The 22,920-nt window shown below is 67.7% G+C and carries 20 protein-coding genes; 13 read left to right on the top strand and 7 right to left on the bottom strand.

What is annotated here, in order from left to right:
• Positions 1 to 18: 18 nt before the first annotated feature.
• Complete coding sequence (locus IM776_RS13700) at positions 19 to 1,959, bottom strand: oxidoreductase (RefSeq protein WP_194420630.1); 1,941 nt, start codon at positions 1,957 to 1,959, stop codon at positions 19 to 21.
• Between the two features lie 124 nt (positions 1,960 to 2,083).
• Between IM776_RS13700 and IM776_RS13695 the strand changes: the two genes are divergently transcribed.
• On the top strand, positions 2,084 to 3,769 hold the full coding sequence (locus IM776_RS13695; RefSeq protein WP_194420629.1) for an AMP-binding protein: 1,686 nt from the start codon (positions 2,084 to 2,086) through the stop codon (positions 3,767 to 3,769).
• Complete coding sequence (locus IM776_RS13690) at positions 3,766 to 4,542, top strand: N-acyl homoserine lactonase family protein (protein ID WP_194420628.1); 777 nt, start codon at positions 3,766 to 3,768, stop codon at positions 4,540 to 4,542. Before IM776_RS13695 ends, IM776_RS13690 begins: the two co-directional genes overlap by 4 nt.
• Before the next feature lie 22 nt (positions 4,543 to 4,564).
• Here the strand turns inward: IM776_RS13690 and coaE are convergent, their stop codons facing one another.
• The gene (gene coaE, locus IM776_RS13685; protein WP_194420627.1) at positions 4,565 to 5,182 is read right to left on the bottom strand and encodes a dephospho-CoA kinase; all 618 of its coding nucleotides are present in this window, start codon (positions 5,180 to 5,182) and stop codon (positions 4,565 to 4,567) included.
• A 10-nt stretch (positions 5,183 to 5,192) separates the two neighbouring features.
• Positions 5,193 to 5,702 (bottom strand): GNAT family N-acetyltransferase, encoded by a 510-nt coding sequence (locus IM776_RS13680; protein ID WP_194420626.1) that lies wholly within the window; start codon positions 5,700 to 5,702, stop codon positions 5,193 to 5,195.
• A gap of 108 nt (positions 5,703 to 5,810) precedes the next feature.
• Here IM776_RS13680 and IM776_RS13675 point away from each other — a divergent pair, with 108 nt between their 5' ends.
• From IM776_RS13675 to IM776_RS13630, 10 genes are all read left to right on the top strand, one after another.
• Positions 5,811 to 6,371 (top strand): acyl-CoA thioesterase, encoded by a 561-nt coding sequence (locus IM776_RS13675; protein ID WP_194420625.1) that lies wholly within the window; start codon positions 5,811 to 5,813, stop codon positions 6,369 to 6,371.
• Between the two features lie 97 nt (positions 6,372 to 6,468).
• Positions 6,469 to 6,924 carry a DUF4190 domain-containing protein gene (locus IM776_RS13670; RefSeq protein WP_194420624.1) on the top strand — a complete coding sequence of 152 codons (456 nt, stop codon included), beginning with the start codon at positions 6,469 to 6,471 and terminating at the stop codon, positions 6,922 to 6,924.
• A 98-nt stretch (positions 6,925 to 7,022) separates the two neighbouring features.
• The gene (locus IM776_RS13665) at positions 7,023 to 10,664 is read left to right on the top strand and encodes a proline dehydrogenase family protein (RefSeq protein ID WP_194420623.1); all 3,642 of its coding nucleotides are present in this window, start codon (positions 7,023 to 7,025) and stop codon (positions 10,662 to 10,664) included.
• An 87-nt stretch (positions 10,665 to 10,751) separates the two neighbouring features.
• Complete coding sequence (locus IM776_RS13660) at positions 10,752 to 11,186, top strand: hypothetical protein (RefSeq protein WP_194420622.1); 435 nt, start codon at positions 10,752 to 10,754, stop codon at positions 11,184 to 11,186.
• On the top strand, positions 11,186 to 11,413 hold the full coding sequence (locus IM776_RS13655; protein WP_194420621.1) for a helix-turn-helix transcriptional regulator: 228 nt from the start codon (positions 11,186 to 11,188) through the stop codon (positions 11,411 to 11,413). The genes IM776_RS13660 and IM776_RS13655 overlap by 1 nt, the downstream gene beginning before the upstream one ends.
• Before the next feature lies 1 nt (position 11,414).
• Positions 11,415 to 12,413: an NAD(P)-dependent alcohol dehydrogenase gene (locus tag IM776_RS13650; protein WP_194420620.1), complete on the top strand. Its 999-nt coding sequence runs from the start codon at positions 11,415 to 11,417 to the stop codon at positions 12,411 to 12,413.
• 162 nt (positions 12,414 to 12,575) lie between these two features.
• Positions 12,576 to 12,962, top strand: a complete 387-nt coding sequence (locus tag IM776_RS13645; RefSeq protein WP_194420619.1) for a hypothetical protein — start codon at positions 12,576 to 12,578, stop codon at positions 12,960 to 12,962.
• 178 nt (positions 12,963 to 13,140) lie between these two features.
• Positions 13,141 to 14,019 carry a dimethylargininase gene (gene ddaH / locus IM776_RS13640; protein WP_194420618.1) on the top strand — a complete coding sequence of 293 codons (879 nt, stop codon included), beginning with the start codon at positions 13,141 to 13,143 and terminating at the stop codon, positions 14,017 to 14,019.
• Positions 13,989 to 15,215 carry an ornithine--oxo-acid transaminase gene (rocD, locus tag IM776_RS13635; RefSeq protein ID WP_422730952.1) on the top strand — a complete coding sequence of 409 codons (1,227 nt, stop codon included), beginning with the start codon at positions 13,989 to 13,991 and terminating at the stop codon, positions 15,213 to 15,215. The genes ddaH and rocD overlap by 31 nt, the downstream gene beginning before the upstream one ends.
• Positions 15,216 to 15,361: 146 nt before the next feature.
• Positions 15,362 to 16,735 (top strand): excalibur calcium-binding domain-containing protein, encoded by a 1,374-nt coding sequence (locus IM776_RS13630; protein WP_194420616.1) that lies wholly within the window; start codon positions 15,362 to 15,364, stop codon positions 16,733 to 16,735.
• A gap of 37 nt (positions 16,736 to 16,772) precedes the next feature.
• Here IM776_RS13630 and IM776_RS13625 read toward each other — a convergent pair whose 3' ends face one another.
• The 4 genes from IM776_RS13625 to IM776_RS13610 all read right to left on the bottom strand — a co-directional run bounded on the left by IM776_RS13625 (position 16,773) and on the right by IM776_RS13610 (position 21,984).
• Entirely contained in the window at positions 16,773 to 18,107 is a 1,335-nt protein-coding gene (locus IM776_RS13625; RefSeq protein WP_194420615.1) for an MFS transporter, read from the bottom strand.
• A gap of 165 nt (positions 18,108 to 18,272) precedes the next feature.
• Positions 18,273 to 20,174, bottom strand: coding sequence for a BCCT family transporter (locus IM776_RS13620; protein WP_194420614.1), 1,902 nt, complete (start codon positions 20,172 to 20,174; stop codon positions 18,273 to 18,275).
• A gap of 38 nt (positions 20,175 to 20,212) precedes the next feature.
• Positions 20,213 to 21,538, bottom strand: coding sequence for an MFS transporter (locus IM776_RS13615; RefSeq protein ID WP_194420613.1), 1,326 nt, complete (start codon positions 21,536 to 21,538; stop codon positions 20,213 to 20,215).
• Positions 21,539 to 21,543: 5 nt separating this feature from the next.
• Positions 21,544 to 21,984, bottom strand: a complete 441-nt coding sequence (locus tag IM776_RS13610) for a MarR family transcriptional regulator (RefSeq protein WP_194420612.1) — start codon at positions 21,982 to 21,984, stop codon at positions 21,544 to 21,546.
• A gap of 71 nt (positions 21,985 to 22,055) precedes the next feature.
• On the opposite strand from IM776_RS13610, the gene IM776_RS13605 reads away from it, so the two are divergent.
• Positions 22,056 to 22,910, top strand: a complete 855-nt coding sequence (locus IM776_RS13605; protein WP_194420611.1) for an alpha/beta fold hydrolase — start codon at positions 22,056 to 22,058, stop codon at positions 22,908 to 22,910.
• Positions 22,911 to 22,920: the final 10 nt, after the last annotated feature.

The raw sequence follows: 22,920 nt of genomic DNA, 5'->3' as shown, positions 1-22,920 counted from the left end.
AGCAGCCCTGCTGAGGGCTCACAGCGCGCGTGCGACGGCGAAGGCGTGCTGTGTGGCCGCCACCATCCGGCGAGGGGCGAAGGCATCCCCTATCACGGTGATGCGTGGATCGTCAGTCTCGCGCAGCAGGTCGTCGATGGCTACCGCGCCGTAGGCGAGCACCAGTGTGTCGAACTCTCCATCGACAGAGATGCGTCTGCTGTCGTGTGTCAACCAGGTTGCACCGTCATCGTCGACGACCAGCTGCGCGAGTGACAGCAGGGATACCGACTGCGACGTGAGCTGGTCGAGGATGAAGGGCAGTGTGACGTTCTCGACCATGCCGCCCAGGCGAGGCTGTGGTGTTGCAAAGGTGACGTGGGCGCCGCGCGAGGCGAGCAGATCGGCGACGCCGAGAGCCTCGAGACTCTGGTCGGTCGCGTGCACGAGCACACGGCCGAGGTCGGTGGGCGCGTCGAAGACCTCGCGGGCGGTGAGCGTGCGCATGCGCGGAGCAGACGTCAGTGGCCCCTCGCTCCACCGCGCAGCCCGGCTGCCCGTGGCGACGAGGATCTCGTCGGCATCCATTGCTGTGATCTCAGCGGGGGTGACAGTGCGACCGGTGACCACTTCGACGCCGAGGAGTTCGAACTGGCGGCGGAACCAGGCGACCGGCTTGATCATGTCGTGCAGACGTGGCACTTGGGCGGCGAGACGGAGTTGCCCGCCGAGCTCTGGTCCCGATTCGTAGACGGTGACATGATGTCCACGCTCCGCGGCGACACGGGCGGCCTCCATGCCGGCGATCCCGCCGCCGATGACAGCGACACGGCGCGGGCGTGCGGTCGGCATCGTCGGCTCGAACTCGTGGCCTGCCGAAGGATTCACCGCGCACGTCATGGGGCTCGCAGCGCCGCTCATGACCTGGCCCATGCATCCCTCATTGATGCCGATGCACGGACGGATCTCATCCAGACGCCCGTCGGCCGCCTTCTCCGCGAGGTGCGGATCGGCGATCTGCGCGCGCGTCATCGCCACCATGTCCGCTCGCCCGTCGCGGATGATCTCCTCTGCCATGCGGGCATCGACGATGCGGTTCACGCAGAACACCGGGGTGTCGCCGACGACCTCCTTGATCGCGCTCGCGAGGTAGACGAAGCGCCCTTCCGGGACATACATCGGCACGATCGAGTTGCCCGCCGGGCCGTAGTCGTGATTGTGGTAGTAGCTGACGTTGAGGAAGTCGACGGGATGCTCCGCGATCACGGCGGGGATGATGCGGCGCATGTCCTCGAGCGTGAGGCCGCCGGCGTCGAACTGATCGCCGGGCACGCGCACGCCGACGATGAAGTCCTCGCCGACCTCTTTGCGCACAGCGGCCAGCACGTCGCGGAGTAGTCGGGTGCGGCCGTTCTCATCACCGCCGTACTCGTCCTGGCGACGATTGGTCAGCGGCGAGAGGAACTGCTCGATGAGATAGCCGTGTGCCGCGTGGATCTCAACGCCGTCGAGCCCTGCGCGCTGCATGCGCCCCGCCGCTGATGCGAATGACTGAACGACCTCGGCGATCTCCGTGCGCGTCATCTCATGCGCCCGCAGTCCGTTCGGGCGCATCCAGGCTGACGGACCCCAGCCGACGCCCATGTGATTGAGCTGGGCGATGAAAGCGGTGCCGTGTGCGTGCAGGTCATCGGCGATTCCACTCAGCGGCTCGACGACCTCATCGCGCCACAGCTCGATGAATCGGGTCTCCGGTGTCCGCGAAGAGGGATGCACGAGCGAACCCTCGGTGATGACCATGCCGATTCCGCCCAAGGCTTTTTCCAACCAGTACGCGCGGTGGCGATCGGTGGGCAGGCCGTCCTGGGCGAAGTTGGTCAGATGCGCGGTGGACAGCAAGCGGTTGCGGACCGTCGTGCGGCCGATCCGCACAGGGGTGAACAGCGCAGTGAGCGCTGCGGATGAGTGCGGTTCTGTCACCGGTTCCTCCTTGAACGAGAGCGGGGGAGCATTCTGTTGATTCGATTCGGGCGCATGGTTGACCCTTGCTGAGGCGCTCCCTATATTGGTACCAAACAATCGCTTGGTTTTCTAGGGAGTGTCGATGGAGACGTTCGCACAGGTCGTCCGGACCCGTATCGGAGACGGCCATGAGGGGCTGCGTTTCGAGGGACGCTCTTGGAGTTGGGGCGAGATCGTGGCCGAAGCCGCGACGCGCGCGTCGCTGCTGCGCACTTTCGAGCCTGCCGGGGGGAGACCACAGCGTCACGTGGGACTGCTCATGCAGAACGTGCCGGACTTCGTTTTCTGGATCCTCGCGATCGCACTCAACGGTGACGTGATGGTCGGCATCAATCCGACCAGGCGTGGAGCCGAGCTCGCTCAGGACATCCGTCATGTGGACTGCGATCTGCTGGTCACTGAGCCGTTCTACGAAGAGGCGTTACGGGGCGTCGACCTGCCCTTCGGCGACGAACGACTGCTCGATGTCGAGACCCAGGCCTATGCCGAACTGATCGCCGCGCACTCGGGTGCCGACGTGCCGTCGCCCACCATCGATCCCGCCTCGATCTTCATGCTGCTGTTCAGTTCGGGTTCGACCGGGGCACCCAAGGCGGTGATCTGCTCTCAGGGACGTCTGGGCCGGCTGACCGAGGCGATGACCGACCGGGTCAGCGTGCATCGCGACTCGGTCAACTACCTGTGCCTGCCGCTGTTCCACGGGCACGCGATCATGATGAACCTCGCCACAGCGCTGCAGGCCGGCGCGACGATCGTCATGGTGCGTCGCTTCTCAGCGAGCAGGTTCGTCGATGATGTACGTGAGCACCGCGTCACGTTCTTCAACTACGTCGGTCGAGTCCTGAGCTACATCGTCGGGGCGAATCCACCCCGCGACACGGATGAGGACAATGCCCTCGAGGTCGCGTTCGGCTCCGAAGCGGCACCGGCCGAGGTCGACGAGTTCCGCGAGCGCTTCGGATGCGAGGTGCGCGAGGGATACGGCGCGAGCGAGGGCATGGTGCGCATCGTGCCCGTCGAGGGATCACCGCGGCACTCGCTCGGGCTGCCCGCAGCCGGCGTGACCGTGGAAGTTCGCGACGAGGACGGCCAGGAGTGCCCCCGCGCGCGATTCGACGAGAACGGCCTGCTGCTCAATGCCGAGGAGGCTACCGGGGAGATGGTCGTGCTTGGTCGCGGCCCGGCATTCGAGGGGTACTACAAGAATCCGAAGGCGATGTCGGAGCGACTCCGTTTCGGTGGCGAGGACTTCTGGACCGGTGACCTCGGCTACCGGGACGCGGACGGTTACTTCTATTTCGGCGGACGCTCCAGTGATTGGGTGCGTGTCGATGGAGAGAACTTCGGACTGGCGCCGGTGGAGCGCATCCTGCTGCGGTTCGACGCCTTCGCCAGCGTGCACTGCTACGGCGTGCCCGACGCCGTCACCGGCGATCTGCTCATGTGCGCGGCGACCTTGCACCCGAGGGCGGAGTTCGACCCGGTGGAGTTCGGAAGATTTCTCGACGCGCAGAGCGATCTCGGCACCAAGTGGCGTCCGACGTTCGTGCGGATCGTGAGCGACGTGCCGTTGACGGGCAGCGGCAAGGTCAACAAGGCGCCGCTGAGAGCCGAGGCATGGGAGGCGGACGACGTGTGGTGGGCACCTGCCCGAGGCGAGGAGTACCGTCGGATGGGTGCCGATGAACGCGACGGTATCAAGGATGCGTTCCTCGCTGGAGGACGTCAGAACGCGCTTCCTGCAGCGGTGCGGAAGGAGCTGCTATGAGCAGCGCGTCAAAGCTCACGCTATGGCCGCTCACGCCCGCGACATATCAGTCACCCGCTCAGTTCGCCGTTTACGGCGATGATGCGCCGCGCGTGCCGATGCCGGCGTATCTGATCGAGCACCAAGACGGGCTGGTGCTGTTCGACGCAGGGCTCGACCCGGATGCCGTCGGCGACCCGGTCTCCGGGTACGGAGAGGTCGCCGAGCGCATCCGGGTGCGGTTCGACGAGCGCAATCTTCTGGAGACGCAGCTGCGCAAGCGCGGCCACTCGCTCGCAGACGTCACGACCGTCATCGCCTCGCATCTGCATTGGGATCACATCGGCGGTCTCAAGCAGTTCCCGAACGCACGCATCATCCTCGGAACGGGCGAGCAGGCCTACGCCGGGTCCCCAGAGCGCTTCGCCGACGCCTTCTACCGTCCTGAGGACTTCAGCGACGAGCACGGTCTGCGCTACGACGAGATAGACGACGATCTCGACATCTTCGGCGACGGCACAGTGACGGCTCTCCGGCTGCCCGGCCACACGCCGGGGTCCCTTGCGGCACTCGTGCGGCTGGAGGGCCGGTCGTTCGTGCTGTCCGGTGATGTCGTGCATACCCGGGATGCGTATGAGCACGAGGTGCACTACCACGGCGATGTCGACTCGATGGCGGCGCGCCGATCGCTGCGCCGTCTGCGGTCGGTGATCGAGGAGGAGTCCGCTGAGCTGTGGATCGTGCACGACCCGGAGGACTGGTCGCGGTTCACGGCCGATCTGCCACAGCTCTGAACGGGATGGCGTGCAGTGGAGGCTAAGCGTTGAGCCGGGCCCACAGTTCGCCCGTCGCCCGGCGCGTCTCATCGATCGAGCCGTCGGTGCGCAGCACGAAATCCGCGATCGCGATGCGGTCTTGCTCGTCGCCCTGAGCACGGACGCGGCGCACGGCCTCATCGGCGCCGTACCCACGATCGATCTGCAGTCGTCGCATCCGCATCTCCGGCGCCGCCTCGACCGTCACGACGAGGTCGTAGGCCCAGGGCAGCGGAGCGCTGGTGCGGCTGAGCAGCGGAATCTCATGCACCACGACCCCCGGTTCGGCTGTGGCGTCGGCGATGCGGTGGGCGACTTCGTCCAGCAGCGCCGGACGCAGCAGTGCGTTGTAGTCCCGCAGCAGTTCCTCGTCGCTGAAGATCCCATCGGCGACGAGCGCGCGGTCGAGTGAGCCATCATCCCTGACGACCGAGTCGCCCAGGAGCGCGGCGATCCTCGAAATGAGCCGGGCACCCGTGGGCGTCTGCGGATCCACGACATCCCGTGCGGCGCGATCGCCGTCGACGATGCGAGCGCCGAGCTCGGCCAGGATCCCGGCAACGGTGCTCTTTCCGGCCCCGATGCCGCCGGTGAGGCCGACCAGCATGGATGCAGTCATCCGACCGACGTCAGGCCCGCACGAACCGCACTTCAGTGAGTGTCTCGCCGAGGAACGGCTCGGTGTGCGACGCGCCATCGAGTGCGAAGCCGTTACGCGTGTAGAAGCGGTGAGCGCGGGGGTTGTCCTCGGCGACCCAGAGGTACAGCGGCTCGTCCTTCTCGACGGCGGCGTCGAAGAGCTTCTGACCGAGACCGGTGGAGTGCCACTGGTGCAGCAGGTAGATGAAGTACAGCTCGCGGAACGCGGGAGCGTCCTTGTCGCGGGCGGGACCTGATCCGACGAATCCGACGACCTCGCCGTCGACGAGCGCCGCGCTCATCTTGAAGTCATCGCCCTGGGCGGCCCAGTGCGTCCACAGCTCGGCCATCCGGCGAGGGGAGACCCGCTCGAGCGCAGCCTTGCTGATCAGGTGATCGTAGGTCTCGTGCCAGCACTGCGCGTGCACGCGACCCAGGGCTTCCGCATCCACATCACGGACCGGACGGACAATGATTTCAGGCTGGGCTTCGGCGCTCATGCCGTGACTCTACGCGGGCCTTGCGCGAACGGGAAATCGGGCGCACTGTCTGTGCGAATCCCACAAACGACTCCTGGATTCGTGCCCCCGTGGCTACCATCGAACCTCGTGAACGTGATCTGGCGGACCCTGCTCGTGATGTGGCGCGCGCGCCGCCGGCTGCGCCGTGAAGGGCGCCTCGCGCCGACCGGGATCAGCCGCATCCGGCTGACGACCCTTCCGACCGACATCGACGTGCTCCGGCATATGAACAACGGTCGATACCTGTCGCTTTTCGACCTCGGACGCTGGGACCTGCTCACCCGCACCGGCATGGGCGCCGCGATGAAGCGCCACGGCTGGTACGGGGTCGTCTCCGCCGAGACCGTGACGTTCCGCAAGTCGCTCGAGCTCTGGCAGCGATTCGACGTCGAGTCGCGTCTGATCGGTCACGACGACAAGGCGATCTACCTCGAGCACCGCGCGGTCGTCGACGGCGAGGTCTATGCGCGCGCGATCATCCGCAGCCGCATGCTCAAGCGCTCGGGCGGAACGCTCTCGCACGAGGAGCTGTTCGCCGCCGTCGGCCGGCCGGAGGGGATCCCTGAGATCGATCAGTGGATCCATGACTGGGCGGATGCCACGTCCCTCCCCTCGACGAAGGCGGATGCTCCCAGCCTCTGGAAGTGACCTCGGGAGCCCTGGCCACGCGACGGCTGACGCATTAGTGTCGACTGCCTAGGCGAGAGTCGGCGACGCCGAGGAATCGAAGCGAGGGGAGCATCACATGTCAGACCAACGCACCAACTCCGATCCGGATCGCCCGCAGCACGGAACACCTCAATACGGAACGCCTCAGTACCCCGACCCGGTCGCTCCCGCCGCGTACCCCGGCGCCGTCGCGCCGGGCAGTATGTCGGATGCACCGGGCAGCATGTCGGAGCAGTACCCCGGATACACCGGCCCTTCCCCGTACCCACCGGCGCCCATCGCGCAGAGCCCTGGCGCAGGCGGACTGGCGATCGCCGCACTCATCGTCGGCATCGCAGCCTTCCTCCTCGGCTGGGTTCCGATCGTGGGGCTCATCATCGCCGTCGCCGGCATCGTGCTCGGCATCCTCGCCGTGCGCCAGCCGCGCGGCAGGGCGTTCGGCATCACCGCGATCGTGCTGTCGGGTCTGGGCGCGCTGACGGGTCTGGTTCTGTTGCTCGGCATCCTCGCGTGGATGCCCATGGCGGGCTGATCACGGCATCGTCACGACCGCACGGAGAGTCACAGCAGCCTGAGGTCGCCTCGCTGTGGCAGCTCGCCACCGGGCCCGCGCGAACCTAGGCTGATCTCATGTCAGTGTCGTCCGCCCACCAGGCTCTCCCCCTCGCCGACAGCGCGGTCGAGCTCGCCCGCCGCTGGATCATCGAAGCCTCCGAGGCCGAGGTCGATCCCGCCGCGAAACGCCTCGCCGACGTCCTGCAGGACGAGAACGGCCTGCCCTTCACCCTCGGCTTCGTCGACGGCGTCATGCGCCCGGAGAGCCTGTCGGCCGCGGCGGCGCAACTGCAGCGGATCGCCCCGATCGTGCCGGAGTTCCTGCCCTGGTATCTGCGCGGCGCCGTGCGCCTCGGCGGCGGGATCGCGCCCGTGCTGCCCTCGCCGGTGGTGCCGATCGCCCGCCGCGTGCTGCGCGAGATGGTCGGGCACCTCGTCGTCGACGCCCGCCCGGCCAAGCTGGGGGCGGCGATCGAGAAGCTCCGCGAATCCGGCGCCCGGTTGAACCTCAACCTGCTCGGCGAGGCCGTGCTCGGAGAGGCCGAGGCGAAGCGGCGACTGGACGGCATCCACGACCTCATCCGACGCGACGACGTCGACTACGTGTCCGTCAAGGTCTCGTCGGTCATGAGCCACCTGTCGATGTGGGCGTTCGACGAGGTCGTCGACCGCGTGGTCGAGCGTCTGACGCCGTTGTACGTCACCGCCGCGAAGACGGGCACGTTCATCAACCTCGACATGGAGGAGTACCGCGACCTCGACCTGACGATCGCGGTGTTCACCCGCATCCTCGAGAACCCGCGCCTGCAGCTGCTCGAGGCCGGCATCGCGCTGCAGGCGTACCTGCCCGATGCGCTCGGGGCCATGCGTGAACTGACGGCCTGGGCGAAAGACCGCATCGCGCACGGGGGTGCTGCGATCAAGGTGCGGCTCGTCAAGGGCGCGAACCTCCCGATGGAGCAGGTGGATGCCGTCACACACGGCTGGCCTCTGGCCACCTACGAGACCAAGCTCGACACGGACGCGAACTACCTGCGCGTGCTCGACGAAGCCCTGCGGCCGGGGAACACGGCCGCAGTCCGGCTCGGGATCGCAGGACACAACCTGTTCGGCATCGCCTACGCCTGGCTGCTCGCCGGCGAGCGCGGCGTCCGCAGCGAGATCGATTTCGAGATGCTGCTCGGCATGGCGCAGGGTCAGGTGCAGGCCGTCTCCCGCGAGGTCGGCCCGGTGCTGCTGTACGTGCCGGTCGTGAAACCGGAGGAGTTCGACGTCGCCATCAGCTACCTGGTGCGAAGACTGGAGGAGAACGCCGAGCAGGACAACTTCCTTTCCGCGGCATTCCATCTGCACGACGACGAGAGCCTGTTCGCGCGCGAGCGCGACCGGTTCCTGCGGGCGCTCGCGCGCGCCGACGATCACACGATGCGCACGGTGCCCTTCCGAACGCAGAACCGTCAGACGCCGGTGCATGAGTCGCTGCGACCCGCGGCTGCGGCGCAGGCCGACGATGGCGATCTCACCCAGGTCGTGCTCGGCATCGCGCGCGGATCCGGCGGCGGTGACGCCTTCGTCGAGACGGCCGTCTACTCGAGGCGCGAGGCCGAGGCGGATTCCGGCGGGGCGCCCGGCTTCCGCAACACCCCCGACAGCGACCCGGCCCTCCCCGCGAACCGCGAGTGGGCCCGCGGCATCCGCTCACGCATCGCGACGTCGACGGCCGGCGACGACACGCTCAGAGCGGCGCGCGTCGACGACGCTGGACTGCTCGATCAGACGATCGCGCGTGTGCGCACGGCCGCCCCGGGGTGGGGCGCGCGCCCGGCCGCGGAACGCGCGGAGACGCTGCTGCGGGCTGCTGCTGCTCTCGAATCACGCCGCGCAGAACTCATCGAGGTCGCCGCTTCCGAGACAGGCAAAGTGCTCGCCGAGGCGGACATCGAGGTCAGCGAGGCCGTCGACTTCGCGCGCTACTACGGCGCCAAGGCGCGCGAACTGGATGCCGTCACCGGTGCCTCCTTCGAACCGGCACGCCTCACGGTGGTCACGCCGCCGTGGAACTTCCCTCTCGCGATCCCCGCCGGGGGAGTGCTCGCCGCGCTCGCCGCTGGATCCGGCGTCATCTTCAAGCCCGCCCCTCAGGCGCGCCGCTGCGCCGCCGTGATCGCCGAGGCCCTGTGGGAGGCCGGTATCCCGCGCGATGTTCTCGCGCTCGTCGACATCGAGGAGGGGGCGCTCGGCCAACGCCTCATCTCGAGCGACGCGGTGGACCGCGTCATCCTCACCGGCTCCTGGGACACGGCGGCGCTGTTCCGTTCCTGGCGCCCGGATCTGCCTCTTCTCGCCGAGACCAGCGGCAAGAACGCGATCGTGATCGCACCCTCGGCCGACCTCGATCTCGCGGTCGCCGACCTGGTCAAGAGCGCCTTCGGTCACGCCGGCCAGAAGTGCTCGGCCGCGTCGCTGGCGATCCTCGTCGGACCGGTCGGTCGCTCCAAGCGCTTCGCGCGTCAGCTGGTGGATGCCGTCCGCTCACTGCATGTCGGGTGGCCGACAGACGCTCTGAGCGAGGTGGGACCGGTGATCGAGAAGCCGCAGGGCAAACTCGCCTGGGCCCTCAGTGAACTCGAGGGCGACGAGCAGTGGCTGATCGAGCCGCAGCCGATCGCCGGGGACGACACAGGACGGATGTGGCATCCGGGCGTCCGCGTCGGCGTTCAGCCGGGCTCGCGGTTCCATATGGAGGAGTTCTTCGGACCCGTCCTCGGCATCATGCACGCCTCCACCCTCGAGCGCGCCATCGAGATGCAGAACGCCGTCGACTACGGCCTCACGGCGGGCCTGCACACGCAGGATCCCGGCGACCTCGCCGTCTGGCTCGATCGAGTCCAGGCCGGAAACCTCTACGTGAACCGCGGCATCACCGGTGCCATCGTGCAGCGCCAGCCGTTCGGCGGCTGGAAGCGCTCGTCGGTCGGCCCCGGCACGAAGGCCGGCGGACCGAACTACCTGATCGGGCTCGGTCGCTGGCACCCACGCAGCGGCGGTCCCGCCTCCAGCACGCTGCACTTGCGCGGACTCGACTCGCGCATCACCGATCTCATCGAGGCCGCGCAGCCTTCGCTCGACTTCGAGAGCTTCGAGTGGCTGCGCCGTGCGGCCCTGTCGGACGCCGTGGCCTGGGATCGCGAGTTCGGCCGGGTGCGCGACGTCTCGCAGCTCGGCGTCGAACGGAACCTGTTCCGCTACCGGCCGCTTCCGGTGATGATCCGCGCGACGGGGGATGCCGGCTGGCACGAGCTGCTGCGCGTCGTCGTCGCCGGCATCCGCACCGGGTCGAAGTTCTTCCTCTCAACCCCGGTGGGACTGCCCGCCGAGGTGCGCCGCACGCTGTCGGAGCTGCGCGTTCCGGTCGCGGTCGAGAACGACGAGGAATGGATCGCGCGGATGTCGCGCGACGACGAGGCCGACCCGCTTACCGCGGATGCCGCGCCGCGCGCCTCGCGCGTGCGCCTGGTGGGACCGCGGGATGCCGTCGCAGCCCTCCACCGCCGGCTCGCCGAGGCGGTCGGCGGAGATCCCGACCTCGCGATCTATGACGGCGAGGTGACCTCGGCTGGACGCATCGAACTGCTGCCATTCGTGCATGAGCAGGCGATCGCCATCACCGCGCACCGCTTCGGCAATCCCGACGACTGGAGCGCCGACATCATCTGATTCGACCACGTGTAAATAATTCTTGACATGGATGCCGCGACCGCAGTATCTTCGGGGTGTCAAGAATCTTTTACATCGGAGGTCGTCATGGTCTACGCAGAACGCACCGTCTGGGCGACGCTGATCGCCACGGTCGTCATCATCCCCGGTTACATCGTCGTGATCCTCCAGCAGGCAGGCGACCGGCCCCTCACCTCGGTGGACTGGTTCCCGATCATGCTGTGGGCGATCGGTATCAGCATCGTGGCGGCGATCGTGATCAGCATCGTGTGGGGGATCGTGGTCGGCCTTCGCGACCCGAACGGCGCGACGACATCCGACATCCGCGATCGCGACATCGACCGGATGGGCGGTCGCGTCGAGCACTCGCTGCTCGCGATCGCAGGACTCGGCGTCATCGCCCTGTGCGCGTTCGGCGCCGACGTGTTCTGGATCGCCAACGCCATGTTCCTCGGCTTCGCGATCTCCGCGTTCGTCGGCGGCGTGGCCCGCGTCGTCGCGTACCGCCGGGGGCTCGTGTGATGGTCAAGCCCACGCTCGTCACCAACAGCATCCGCTCCAGACGCGAGGAGGCCGGGATCACCCAGGCCGACCTGGCCGGTCGCATCGGCGTCACTCGGCAGACGCTCATCGCCATCGAGCAGGGCAGGTACTCGCCCACGCTCGAGCTCGCGTTCCAGATCGCCCGCGCTTTCGAGGTCGGCATCGACGACCTCTTCCAATACCCGGCCCAATCCTCAGGGGACTGACATGAGCACCACCATCACCCACACCATGCCGGCCTGGCTGAACGACCGGTACGGCTCCGCCACAGGCACCCGGCGGGAGACCGTCCCGACACCGGAGCCGAGGCGGGGCGAGGTGCTGCTGCGCATCCGCGCCACGGCCCTCAACGCCGCCGACGTGCGACTCATGCTGGGAGATCCGCTGCTGCTGCGGCTGATGTTCGGCCTGCGGCGGCCGAAGCAGCCGATCCGCGGCAACGATGTCGCGGGCACGATCGTCGCCGTCGGCGAGACCGTCGACGCATCGAGGATCGGCGAGGAGGTCGTCGTGGAGCTCGACTCCGGCGGCGGGCTCGCACCCTACGCCGTCGCCCGAGTTGACCGGCTCGTCACGCGGCCGGGCGCGCTGACTCCCGAGGTCGCGGCCACACTGCCGATCTCGGGCGGCACGGCATTCCAGGCGCTGGACGCCGCCGGCGTCAGCAGCGGCCAGCGGGTGCTCGTCATCGGCGCGTCCGGGGGAGTGGGAACCTTCGCCGTGCAGCTCGCTGCGCTGCGCGGCGCGGAGGTATGGGCGACCTGCGGTGAACCCAATCGCGCACTGGTGGAGTCGCTCGGCGCCACGCGCACGTTCGACTACCGGACCACCGATCTGTCCACGCTCCCTTCGAACTTCGACGCGATCATCGAGATCGCGGGCTCCCGGCCGCTGCGGCAGCTCAAGCGCCTGCTGGCGCCGACCGGTGTCGTCGCCATGGTCGGCGGCGAGGGCGGGCGGCTGCTCGGCCCGATTCCGCGGATCCTGCGCGGTCTGCTCCTGTCCATCGGCTCTCGCCGCAGCATCCGCATGGTCGCCGCCGTCGCGAAGCGCGAGATCAACGAGCAACTCGTCGAGCTCACCATCGCGGGCCGGATCGCGCCGGTCATCGAGCGGACGCTGCCATGGGATGCCGCGGTCGACGGACTCGCGCGCCTCGAGTCCGGTCACACGGTCGGCAAGGTGGTCGTGCGCGGTCGGGAGTGACGCGCGGATGCGTCACCTGCTGAGGATCCGATCGACCGAGGAGCGGCGCCGGCATAAGGCATCGAAACGATCGCACCGACGGATGCGTCTTTCGACGGCATCCCCGGCATCCGTCGTCTGGATCCGCTGCTCTCTGACCCGCGATGCCGATAGCATCTGCGCATGCGACTGCACCGGTTTCTGACGATGTCGATGGTCGCTGCGCTCGGCTCGGTCAGTCTGTCTGCGTGCTTCGCAGCTCCCGATACTCGGCTTGAGGACGCCTCCGCCGCTATGAAGGCCGTGGTTGCTGAGCAGGACCAAGCAGTCGCCGATCTGATGGATGATCCCAATGGCCCGACTGCGGGTTTGGCCGGGGATGTTGAAGGGGCCACGGAATCTGTGAGCATCTTCGACATGACGGCTGCCGGGCTGGTCAGCATGTGCGACGGCGGGGACGGAGCGGAGGGGATGATGGGCTTGATGCTCTTCCTGAATTATGGTCTTGAGGATGCGCTGGCCGAGGGATGGGCGATCGCCTGCCCGGGGAAGCCCTTCCCGCCGCAGTGAGACCATGACGCCCCGCCGGTCGGGTGGCGAACATCCAGGACCGGATGCCAGAATGAGCACTGGCGTGCCTGCGTCGCATCTTCCCCGCCCTCGATCCCTGAGCCTGTCGAAGGGTCGAGCGGGTCGAACTTCCGCCAGGCCCCTGGACAGCGTCCGCCGCATCCCTTCGAGGAGCCAGATGTCGACGCCAGAAACCGTCACCGTTCCCACGCCCGTCCGCACCGCGCAGCACCGCCGCTACCTCATGTGCCGTCCGGAGCACTTCACGGTCAGCTACAAGATCAACCCGTGGATGGAGCCGGCGAAACCCACTGACACTGCGAACGCCGTCGCCCAGTGGCAGAAGTTGTACGACCTGTATCTGGAACTCGGCCACGAGGTCGAACTGATCGATCCCCTCGCCGGGTACCCCGACATGGTCTACACCGCCAACGGCGGCTTCCTGATCGACGGCCGCGCCTACGTGCCGAAGTTCCGCTTCACCGAGCGTGCCGGCGAAGCACCGGCCTTCGCGGACTGGTTCCGCGCCAGCGGGTTCGACACCGTCGAGCCCGAAGAGGTCAATGAGGGCGAGGGTGACTTCCTGCTCGTCGGGAACACGATCCTCGCCGGCGTCGGCTTCCGCTCCACAGGGGACAGCCACCGCGAGGTCGGCGAGATCTTCGGACGCGAAGTGGTCTCGTTGAATCTCGTCGACCCCCGCTTCTACCACCTCGACACCGCGATCGCCGTGCTCGACCCTGTCGAGGGCGTCGAGAACGGCGGGCCCGAACACGCGAACATCGCCTACCTTCCGGGCGCCTTCGACGACGCGAGCCGCGCGATCCTCGAGGAGCGCTACCCGGATGCCATCCTCGTCTCGGATGAGGACGGCGCGGTGTTCGGGCTGAACTCCGCCAGCGACGGTTACAACGTCATCATCTCGCCGCGCGCCAAGGGCTTCGAGAAGCAGCTGCGCGAGCGCGGATACAACCCGATCACCGTCGACCTCTCCGAGCTGCTGCTCGGCGGCGGCGGCATCAAGTGCTGCACGCTCGAGCTGCGCGGTGCGAAGTGACTGCCGCGGAGACGAGGACGGCCCTCGAGACGCACGTCGCCGAGAACTACCACCCTCTGCCCGTGACCATCGCGTCCGGCGAGGGCGTCTGGGTCACCGACACCGAGGGCAAGCGCTACCTCGATCTTCTCGCGGCGTACTCCGCGGTGAACTTCGGTCATCGGCATCCTGCCCTCGTCGACGCGACGGTCGAGCAGCTGGGGCGGATCACCCTCACCAGTCGCGCGTTCATGAACGACCGGCTCGAGCCGTTCGCAGAGGCCCTCGCCCGGCTGTGCGGCAAGGAGATGGTGCTGCCGATGAACACCGGCGCCGAAGCCGTCGAGACCGGCATCAAGGTCGCCCGCGCGTGGGGATACCGTGTCAAGGGCATCGCTCCGGGGAAGGCGCGCATCGTCGTCGCCGCCGGGAACTTCCACGGTCGCACCACGACGATCGTGAGCTTCAGCGACGATGAGACGGCGCGCGCCGGCTTCGGACCGTTCACTCCCGGTTTCGACGCCGTCCCCTACGGGGACGCGGATGCCATCGCCGCTGCCATCACGGATGAGACCGCCGCGGTGCTCGTCGAGCCGGTCCAGGGCGAGGCCGGCGTCGTCATCCCGCCCGAGGGCTACTTGAAGCGGATCCGCGAGATCTGCGATGAGCGAAACGTGCTGTTCATCGCGGATGAGATCCAGGCCGGACTCGGCCGCGTCGGCGAGACCTTCGCGTGCGATCGCGAGGGCGTCGTTCCCGACCTGTACCTGCTCGGCAAGGCGCTCGGCGGCGGCATTCTTCCGGTCTCCGCCGTGGTCGGCGACCGCGACGTGCTCGGAGTCATCCGCCCCGGCGAGCACGGCTCGACCTTCGGAGGCAACCCGCTGGCCGCGGCGGTCGGACGGCGTGTCGTGGAGATGCTCGAGACCGGCGAGTTCCAGGAACGGGCGCGCCAGCTCGGTGCGCACCTGCAGACCGGGCTCGAGACGCTCATCGGCAACGGCGTGACCGGCATCCGCGTCGCGGGCCTCTGGGCCGGCGTCGACATCGACCCCGCGCGCGGCACCGGACGCGAGATCAGCGAGAAGCTCATGGAGCGCGGCGTGCTCGTCAAGGACACGCACGGGCAGACGATCCGTATCGCGCCGCCGCTCGTGATCCGCGCGACCGAGATCGACTGGGCGCTCGAGCAGCTGCGCGTGGCGCTGGAGGGGTGAGTGCGGCGAGCGACGCACTGATTGCGCCGACGGCTCCGCGTCCCCTACAGTCAAGCTGATCGGGGCCGCACCGCGACGCTGATCACACGATCAACAGGGGTGATGTCGAGCCGATCCCGCTCGACGGAGTGGGGAACCGGGAACACATGGCCAACGCCTTCATCGTTCGGAGCAACAGGCTGCTCGCGGGAGTGATCGGCGGCATACTCGTCGCCGGCATGCTCGTCGTCACGTCGACGCCGGACACGCCCGCATCAGCCGATGACGGCGTCGTCGACGTGACCGGTCCGACGGTGTCGGGGTCTGCGATCGTCGGTGCCGTGCTGACCCTCGATCCCAGTTCGCTCACCCTATGGGACGCGCCTGCCTATCAATGGCTTCGCGCCGGTAGCGAGATCGCCGGGGCGACCGCTGTCTCTTATGAGATCGGGCCGGCCGATGTCGGTGCGCTCATCAGTGTGCGCGTCACCGGACGTGCGGTGGACGACATCGGGGCGGAACTCGTTCTCGTCAGCGCTCCGACTGCCCCGGTCGCTGTGGGGTCGCTGACCTCCACGACGCCGACCCTGTCGGGGACGTTCGCGGTCGGCTCGACGCTGACAGCGAAGCCCGGCGGCTGGAGCGCCGGAGTCTCGTTCCGTTACCAGTGGCTTCGCAATGGAGCAAAGATCTCGGCAGCCACCGCGGCGAGCTACAGGCTGACCTCCGCGGATTCCGGCAAGCAGATCAGTGTGACGATCACCGGGACGAAGAACGGTTACACCGCGGTCACGAAGACATCGGCCAGGTCGGCGAAGGTGCTCACCGTCACAACTCCGAAGATCACTGGAACGGCCAAGGTCGGCGCGACCCTCAGTGCGAACAAGGGCACGTGGAGCAAGGGCACAGCGTTCAGCTATCAATGGCTCCGCAACGGGACGAGCATCACCGGCGCGAAGGGCGCCGCCTACAAGCTCACCGCGGCGGATGCCGGCAATAAGATCACCCTCGCCCTGACCGGCCGACTCTCGGGGTACGCAACTGTCAGCAAGACGTCTTCGGCGACTTCTGCAGTCGCACGCGGCACACTCACCGCATCCGCCCCGAAGATCAGCGGAACCACAAGGGTCGCCTCGAAGCTCACCGCCAAAGCAGGAACATGGACCAGCGGGGCGACTCTGAAGTACCAGTGGTACCGCAACGGCGCCGCCATCGCCGGGGCCACCTCGTCGAGCTACACTGTGCGGCCCACCGACGCCTACGCCCGGATCACGGTGAAGGTGACCGGAGCGAAGGCCGGATACGTCACGGCGGCCAAGTCGAGTTCGGCTACGGCCGCAGTGCAGGGCAAGGTGTACGCGAACTGCGCGCAGCTGAACAAGGACTACCCTGACGGCATCCGCAAGAGCAACGTCACCGTCGACAGGAAGGCCGGTAAACCCAAGCCGCTCGTCGGCAAACCGTACCCTTCCACCTCCCTCTACAACCTCCAGTCGTCCCGACGGGACGCCGATCGTGACGGGATCATGTGCGAGCGGTAGTCCGGCTCCGGTCTGCCGGTGGTCCGCCGCACTGGGCCTATTCCTTCAGATCCCCTGCCTCGCTCCCCGGCGTGAGGGTCTCCGGCAGACTGCGGATCCCGATCACACCGATCACGCTGAGCACGACGAGATAGCCGGCGACGAGCCACGGGGATCCGCCCGCCCATGCGACCAGCGCTGTCGCGACCAGAGGGGCCGTACCGCCGACGAGGGCTGCGGGGATCTCGCGCGAGATCGCGATGCCGCTCCACCGCATCCGGGTCGGGAACAACTCGGCCAGCATCGCGGCGCTCACGCCGATCGTTCCGCCCTGGACCACGGCGAGGCCAAGGATCAGCGAGATCCCTACGAGCCAGGAGTTCTCGGTGTTGAACAACCAGAACATCGGGAACGCGAACACCACGCCGAAGATGGCGGCGGCCATGAGCACAGGCTTGCGGCCGATGCGGTCGGCGAGCCGTCCGCACAGAAGAGTGACCGGGATGGTCAGCAGCTCGGCGACGACGAGGCCGATGAGGGCGTGCGTGGGATTCACTGTGAGGGTACCGGTGGTGTAGGACAGCGAGAACGTCTGGACGACGTAGACCCAGGGCAGCGCGAAGACGAACAGCGCCATTCCCGCAAGAAGGATCCGCCAGTGACTGCGCACGGCCTCGACCAGCGGGGCGGAGGTGACCTCACCGTGCCTCTCAGCGGCCTCGAATGCAGCGGTCTCCTTGACGCGCAGGCGGAAGTACAGCGCGAATGCGACGATCACGATGCTGGCGACGAAGGGGATGCGCCAGCCCCAAGCCTGAAATTGTTCCTTCGGCAGCAGACTGATCAGCGCGAACGCGACTGTGGCCAGCGCCATCCCGACGTAGACGGCTGCGCCTGGGAAGCCTGCGATGAACGCGCGATTGCGGTTCGGAGCGGACTCGCTGGCCATCGTCATGGCGCCGGCGAACTCCGCCCCCGCCCCAGCACCCTGGAATAGTCGCAGCACGATGAGGAGGATCGGTGCCCAGACGCCGATCGTCTCGCCGGTCGGCAGCAGGCCGATCAGGGTCGTCGCGAGGCCCATCATCAGCAGAGTCACCAGCAGCGTGGTCTTCCTGCCGATCCGGTCGCCGAAATGCGCGAAGATCAGGCCGCCGATCGGGCGCGCACCGAATCCCACCGCGAAGCCGGCGAATGCCCCGAGCAGACCGGCGAGTTCGCCTGCGCCCGGAAAGAACAGCGGGGCGAACACCAGCGCCGACGCGAGCCCGTACAACGTGAAGTCATACCATTCGATGATCGTCCCGACGGAGCTCCCGATCACCGCCCGGCGGCGCTGGCTGCGGGTGTCGAGTCCCGAGCTGTCGATGTCATCGGCGGGCACGGTGGCCATGGCACTCCTTCGTGTGGGGGAAGTCCGCGGACGGCATGGAGCGCCTGCGAACACGACGAGAGCCAGACTAGGAGTGGTGGAAGCGGGATTCGATGGACTCCTGGCACATGTTCTCCCTCTCGTTATGGGTGGGAGTCATATCCGGGAGTTCCGGAGCTCTGCGATTCACCGCACCGGGGGCGCCTCGTCCTCCCCGTGCTCGGGGACGTCGTGATCGTCGTAGCTGGACAGCTCGTCCTCCGACACCAGCTCGTCGATGTCGAGCGTCGCCGGTGAGGCATCCGTTCTGCTCTCGGCGTCGAGCACCTCGTGACGGATCCGGATCGGCGTGGTCGGTGAGACGGGCACGCCCAGACGCCGCTGCAGATGCCGCAGCCAACGGGGCTGCGCGCCGATCAGGCCTGTCGCGTCACGCGATTCCACCTCGAGCCCGTAGTAGTCGCCGATCTTGTCGATGAGCTGAGCGCGCTCCGCTCGAGCGTACGCCCGGCGCTCACGCGTGAACGCAACCACGGTCGACCAGCAGATCAGCAGCATCACGATGCTGAACGGCAGCGCGATGGTGATGGCCGCTGTCTGCAGCGCGGTGAGGCCGCCGGCCAGCAGCAGGGCGATCGCGAGCGCCGCAGTCACCGCAACGAAGAACGTGCGGATCCATCGCTTCGGATTCTGCTGGCCGCCGGTCGCGATCATGCCCATCACGAGGGCACCGGAGTCGGCGGAGGTGACGAAGAAGATCGTGATCAGCAGGATGGCACCGATGCTGACCACGGTCGTGCCGGGTACCTGAGCGAGCATCTCGAACAGCGCGCCCTGCAGGTCCACCGAGCCATCCTCGTTCGTGAGGATGCCGGGGGTCTCGAGCTCGAGCGCGAGTGCCGAGCCGCCCAGCACGGCGAACCACAGGATGCCGAGCAGAGTGGGCACGAGGATGACGCCGGCGACGAACTCGCGCACGGTGCGACCCTTCGAGATGCGGGCGATGAAGATGCCGACGAACGGTGCCCACGAGATCCACCAACCCCAGTAGAAGGAGGTCCACTGCGCCTGCCACGCCTCGCCCGCCTCGCCCTGGAACGCGCTGACGTTGAATGAGAGCCCGACGAAGTTCTGGATGTAGTAGCCGATCGACTGCACGAAGTCGCGCAGCAGGAACTCGCTCGGCCCCACGATGAGCAGGTAGAGCACGAGGAGTCCGGCCATCACGAGGTTGATGTTCGACAGCCACTTCATGCCCTTGGTGACACCGGAGAGCACCGAGGCGAGCACGAACACCGAGATGATGAGGATGATGATCACCTGTGTGGTCTCGTCCGGGTCGGCGATGCCGGCGACGCTGAGCCCCGAGCTGATCTGCAGCACGCCGAGGCCCAGTGAGGTCGCGACGCCGAACAGCGTGCCGACCAGTGCGATGACATCGATCGCGTGGCCCCAGCCGCCCTCGACGCGCTTGCCGAGCAGCGGCTCGAGCGTCCAGCGGATCGAGATCGGGCGCCGGCGTCGATGGATCGCGTATGCGAGGGCGAGCCCGATCACGACGTAGATCGACCAGGCGTGCACGCCCCAGTGCAGATAAGTCTGGCCGAGCGCTGCCTGCGCGAGCTGCTCAGGCGTCCCCGCCACACCGGGGCGCGGATCGACGAAATGGTTGAGAGGCTCCGAGACTCCGTAGAACACCAGCCCGATGCCCATGCCGGCCGCGAACAGCAGCGAGAACCAGCTCATCAGCGAGAACTCCGGCTCGTCGTCATCCTTGCCGAGCTTGATGTCGCCGAAGCGGCTGAAGCCGAGGAAGAGGCTGAACGCGACGAACACCGCCGCGATCAGCACGTAGTACCAGTTGAACGCGTTGACGATCGTGGTCTGGATCGTCGAGAACAGGCTCTCCGCGACGCCCGGGGCGATGAGCGTGAACGCCACGAACGCGATCACGATGACCGCGGCCGGCCAGAACACCCATCGCTGCACCGGCGGCAGCGAGCGATGGGGCGCGGACCCCTCGGCCCCGCCGACATCGGCGACAGAGGCCGCAGCATCCGGTTTCTGATCTTCGCCTGATGTGCTCATGGCCCAACGCTAGTCAGATCGAGAGCCGAGCGGCAGTGCTAATCGGCGCGTTCGATGCGGATCGGGGTCGTGGCGGCGGCGACCTCATCGCTGAACGCGACCGGGTCGACCCGCGTCACCGAGATCGGCATGGTCTCGTCCAGCGTGAGCCGGAAACGGGTGTTCTCGAGGCGCCGCAGACGGCCCGAGCCGATGATCCACGCGAGACCGACGGCCATGGCGGCCAGTCCTGCGATGCCGCCGACCAGGATCGAGGCGCGAGGACCCGCGACATCCGTGATCCACCCGGCGATCGGGGCGCCGATCGGCGTCGAGCCCATCACGACAGCCATGTAGAGCGCGAGCACGCGGCCGCGCAGCACCGGATCGGTCGTGGTCTGCACATAGCCGTTCGCCGTGGTCAGCATGGTCACGGTCGAGAAGCCCACGAAGATCAGCACGGTCGCGTAGCTCCAGTAGGTCGGCATCCACGAGGAGACGAGGGACGCCAGCCCGAAGCCGCCGGCCGCGACGATCAGAACGCGCACCCGCGCCCGATCGCGCCGAGCAGCGAGCAGCGCTCCGGCGAGCGACCCGATCGCGAGCACCGAGCTGAGCACTCCGTAGCCGTCGGCCTCGCGCCCGAACTCCAGCGCCATGGTCGAGGCGTAGATCGGGAAGTTCATCCCGAACGCGCCGATGAGGAACACCATCACGAACACGACCTTGAGGTCGCTGCGTGCCCAGACGTACCGGAATCCCTCGGCGAGGCCGCTGCGCCCGCTGCTCTTGACGCGGGGGAGCAGCTCGCCGCGGCGGATCAGCACGAGGGCGATCAGCATCGCGAGGAACGTGGCCGCGTTGATCACGAACACCCAGCCGGTGCCGACGGCGACGATGAGCAGCCCGCCGACCGCCGGGCCGATCAAGCGCGCCATGTTGAATGATGCCGAGTTCAGGGCAACCGCGTTCGAGGCATCCTCGAGCGACACCATGTCGGAGACGAACGCCTGCCGGGCCGGGGCGTCGAAGGCGTTCGTGATGCCGAACATGAGCGCGAAGCAGAACATCAGCGGCAGTGTCATGACGCCGGTGAGCAGCAGGACGGCGACGACGATCGCGAGCGCCATCAGCACGGTCTGCGTCATCAGGAGGATCTTGCGCCTGTCGAAGCGGTCGGCGACCCAGCCGGTCATGCTCACGAGCACCAGGGGAGGGCCGAACTGCAGCGCCATGGTGATGCCCATCGCGGACGCGTCGTTGTCGGTCAGCTCGGTGAGGACCACCCAGTCCTGCGCGGTGGCCTGCATCCAGCCGCCGATGTTGGAGACCAGGGCGCCGAGGAACCAGATGCGGTAGTTGAACGTCGAGAAGGAGCGGAACATCGCCATCATCGCTCTGCCACCCTCCGCATCAGGGCCGCGGCTTCTCGAAGCGTGCGCAGCTGCTCGTCGGTGAAGTCGAGCTCGGCGATGGCGTCCGCGAGGGCGGCGTCGCGCTTCTGCACGGTAGCGCTGACGATCTCGGTGCCGGAGTCCGTGATCTCGATGTAGACGCGGCGACGGTCGTCTTCGGAGGGCACCCGCACGACCAGACCGCCCTCCGCGAGCGCATCCACGGTGTTCGACATCGTCGGAGCGCTCACCCTCTCGCGCTGCGCGAGCTCGCCGATGGCGAGCCGTCCGTGCATCTTCAGATTCGCCAGCACGGCGAAGTGCGCGTCGCTGACATTGTCGCCCGCGCGCTCGCGGCGGAGCCGGCGGGCGAGGCGGAACGTGGACAGGCGCAGGTCGGTGGCGGTGGCGTGGAGGAGATCGTCCGGTTCAGTCATTACTTAGATAGTCTAACTAAGTTTTCTCAGTGCGGGGCGGAGAACGCGCACCGGATCGTAGACTGCAACACATGTCCCAGACCTCGGAGTTCACCGACGCGTTCGGCGTCGCGATCGTCTACGACGTCCACGACGCGCAGGGTGCGCCGCGGGGTGTCGTGCAGCTGCTCCACGGGGTCGGCGAGCACGCCGGCCGGTACGCCAAGCTGATCGCCGATCTCACGTCGGCCGGGTTCATCGTGTACGCCGACGATCATCGCGGGCACGGTCGTACCGGCATCCGTCAGCACGGGGGTCCGGCACGGCTCGGTCGGCTGGGCAAGGGTGGCCTGCGCGCAGCCAAGGACGCCGTGTGGCAGTTGACCGGGATCATCCGTTCGGAGCATCCTGACCTTCCGCTCGTGCTGCTCGGACACTCGTGGGGCTCGTTCCTCGCGCAGATGCTCGTGAACGAGCATCCAGAGGCGTGGGACGCCGTCGTCCTCTCCGGCTCGGCGCTGCGCACCATCCGCGACCTGAACGCCGCGCCGCTCAACGCGCGCTGGGAGGGCAAGGACGCCACCGGCTACGAATGGCTCAGCCGGGACGAGAAGGTGTGGAAGGAGTTCGACGAGGATCCGCTCACCACGAACGTGCCGCTGCTGAAGCTGTTCGGGCCTATCGAGGCGCTGAAGCTGTACGGCAGGCCTGCCAAGGATCTCGGCCGCGACATCCCCATGCTGCTGCTGGTGGGACGCGATGACCCGGTCGGAGGCCCGCACAGCGTGCACAAGCTCGCAGACGAGTACCGCAGTCGGTCGGGGTTCAACGACGTCACCACGCTCGTCTACCCCGACGCCCGCCACGAGATCTTCAACGAACGGCAGCAGCAGGAGGTCCGCGCCGACCTGCTCGCCTGGCTCGACAAGCACATCCCGGCCCGCTGAGCATCCGGGT

Origin of the sequence: Microbacterium abyssi, assembly GCF_015277895.1 — a bacterium.
GTDB lineage: Bacteria > Actinomycetota > Actinomycetes > Actinomycetales > Microbacteriaceae > Microbacterium > Microbacterium abyssi.
This window is presented reverse-complemented; position numbering and strand designations above follow the sequence as displayed.

Bases quoted from the DNA above. Each gene is read 5' to 3' on its own strand.
- IM776_RS13695 (WP_194420629.1), top strand. From the start codon at position 2,084: ATGGAGACGTTCGCACAGGTCGTCCGGACCCGTATCGGAGACGGCCAT.
- coaE (WP_194420627.1), bottom strand. From the start codon at position 5,182: ATGACTGCATCCATGCTGGTCGGCCTCACCGGCGGCATCGGGGCCGGA.
- IM776_RS13680 (WP_194420626.1), bottom strand. From the start codon at position 5,702: ATGAGCGCCGAAGCCCAGCCTGAAATCATTGTCCGTCCGGTCCGTGAT.
- IM776_RS13690 (WP_194420628.1), top strand. From the start codon at position 3,766: ATGAGCAGCGCGTCAAAGCTCACGCTATGGCCGCTCACGCCCGCGACA.
- IM776_RS13615 (WP_194420613.1), bottom strand. From the start codon at position 21,538: ATGTTCCGCTCCTTCTCGACGTTCAACTACCGCATCTGGTTCCTCGGC.
- IM776_RS13655 (WP_194420621.1), top strand. From the start codon at position 11,186: ATGGTCAAGCCCACGCTCGTCACCAACAGCATCCGCTCCAGACGCGAG.
- IM776_RS13670 (WP_194420624.1), top strand. From the start codon at position 6,469: ATGTCAGACCAACGCACCAACTCCGATCCGGATCGCCCGCAGCACGGA.
- IM776_RS13620 (WP_194420614.1), bottom strand. From the start codon at position 20,174: ATGAGCACATCAGGCGAAGATCAGAAACCGGATGCTGCGGCCTCTGTC.
- IM776_RS13605 (WP_194420611.1), top strand. From the start codon at position 22,056: ATGTCCCAGACCTCGGAGTTCACCGACGCGTTCGGCGTCGCGATCGTC.
- IM776_RS13665 (WP_194420623.1), top strand. From the start codon at position 7,023: ATGTCAGTGTCGTCCGCCCACCAGGCTCTCCCCCTCGCCGACAGCGCG.
- IM776_RS13630 (WP_194420616.1), top strand. From the start codon at position 15,362: ATGGCCAACGCCTTCATCGTTCGGAGCAACAGGCTGCTCGCGGGAGTG.
- ddaH (WP_194420618.1), top strand. From the start codon at position 13,141: ATGTCGACGCCAGAAACCGTCACCGTTCCCACGCCCGTCCGCACCGCG.
- IM776_RS13610 (WP_194420612.1), bottom strand. From the start codon at position 21,984: ATGACTGAACCGGACGATCTCCTCCACGCCACCGCCACCGACCTGCGC.
- IM776_RS13650 (WP_194420620.1), top strand. From the start codon at position 11,415: ATGAGCACCACCATCACCCACACCATGCCGGCCTGGCTGAACGACCGG.
- IM776_RS13660 (WP_194420622.1), top strand. From the start codon at position 10,752: ATGGTCTACGCAGAACGCACCGTCTGGGCGACGCTGATCGCCACGGTC.
- IM776_RS13625 (WP_194420615.1), bottom strand. From the start codon at position 18,107: ATGGCCACCGTGCCCGCCGATGACATCGACAGCTCGGGACTCGACACC.
- IM776_RS13645 (WP_194420619.1), top strand. From the start codon at position 12,576: ATGCGACTGCACCGGTTTCTGACGATGTCGATGGTCGCTGCGCTCGGC.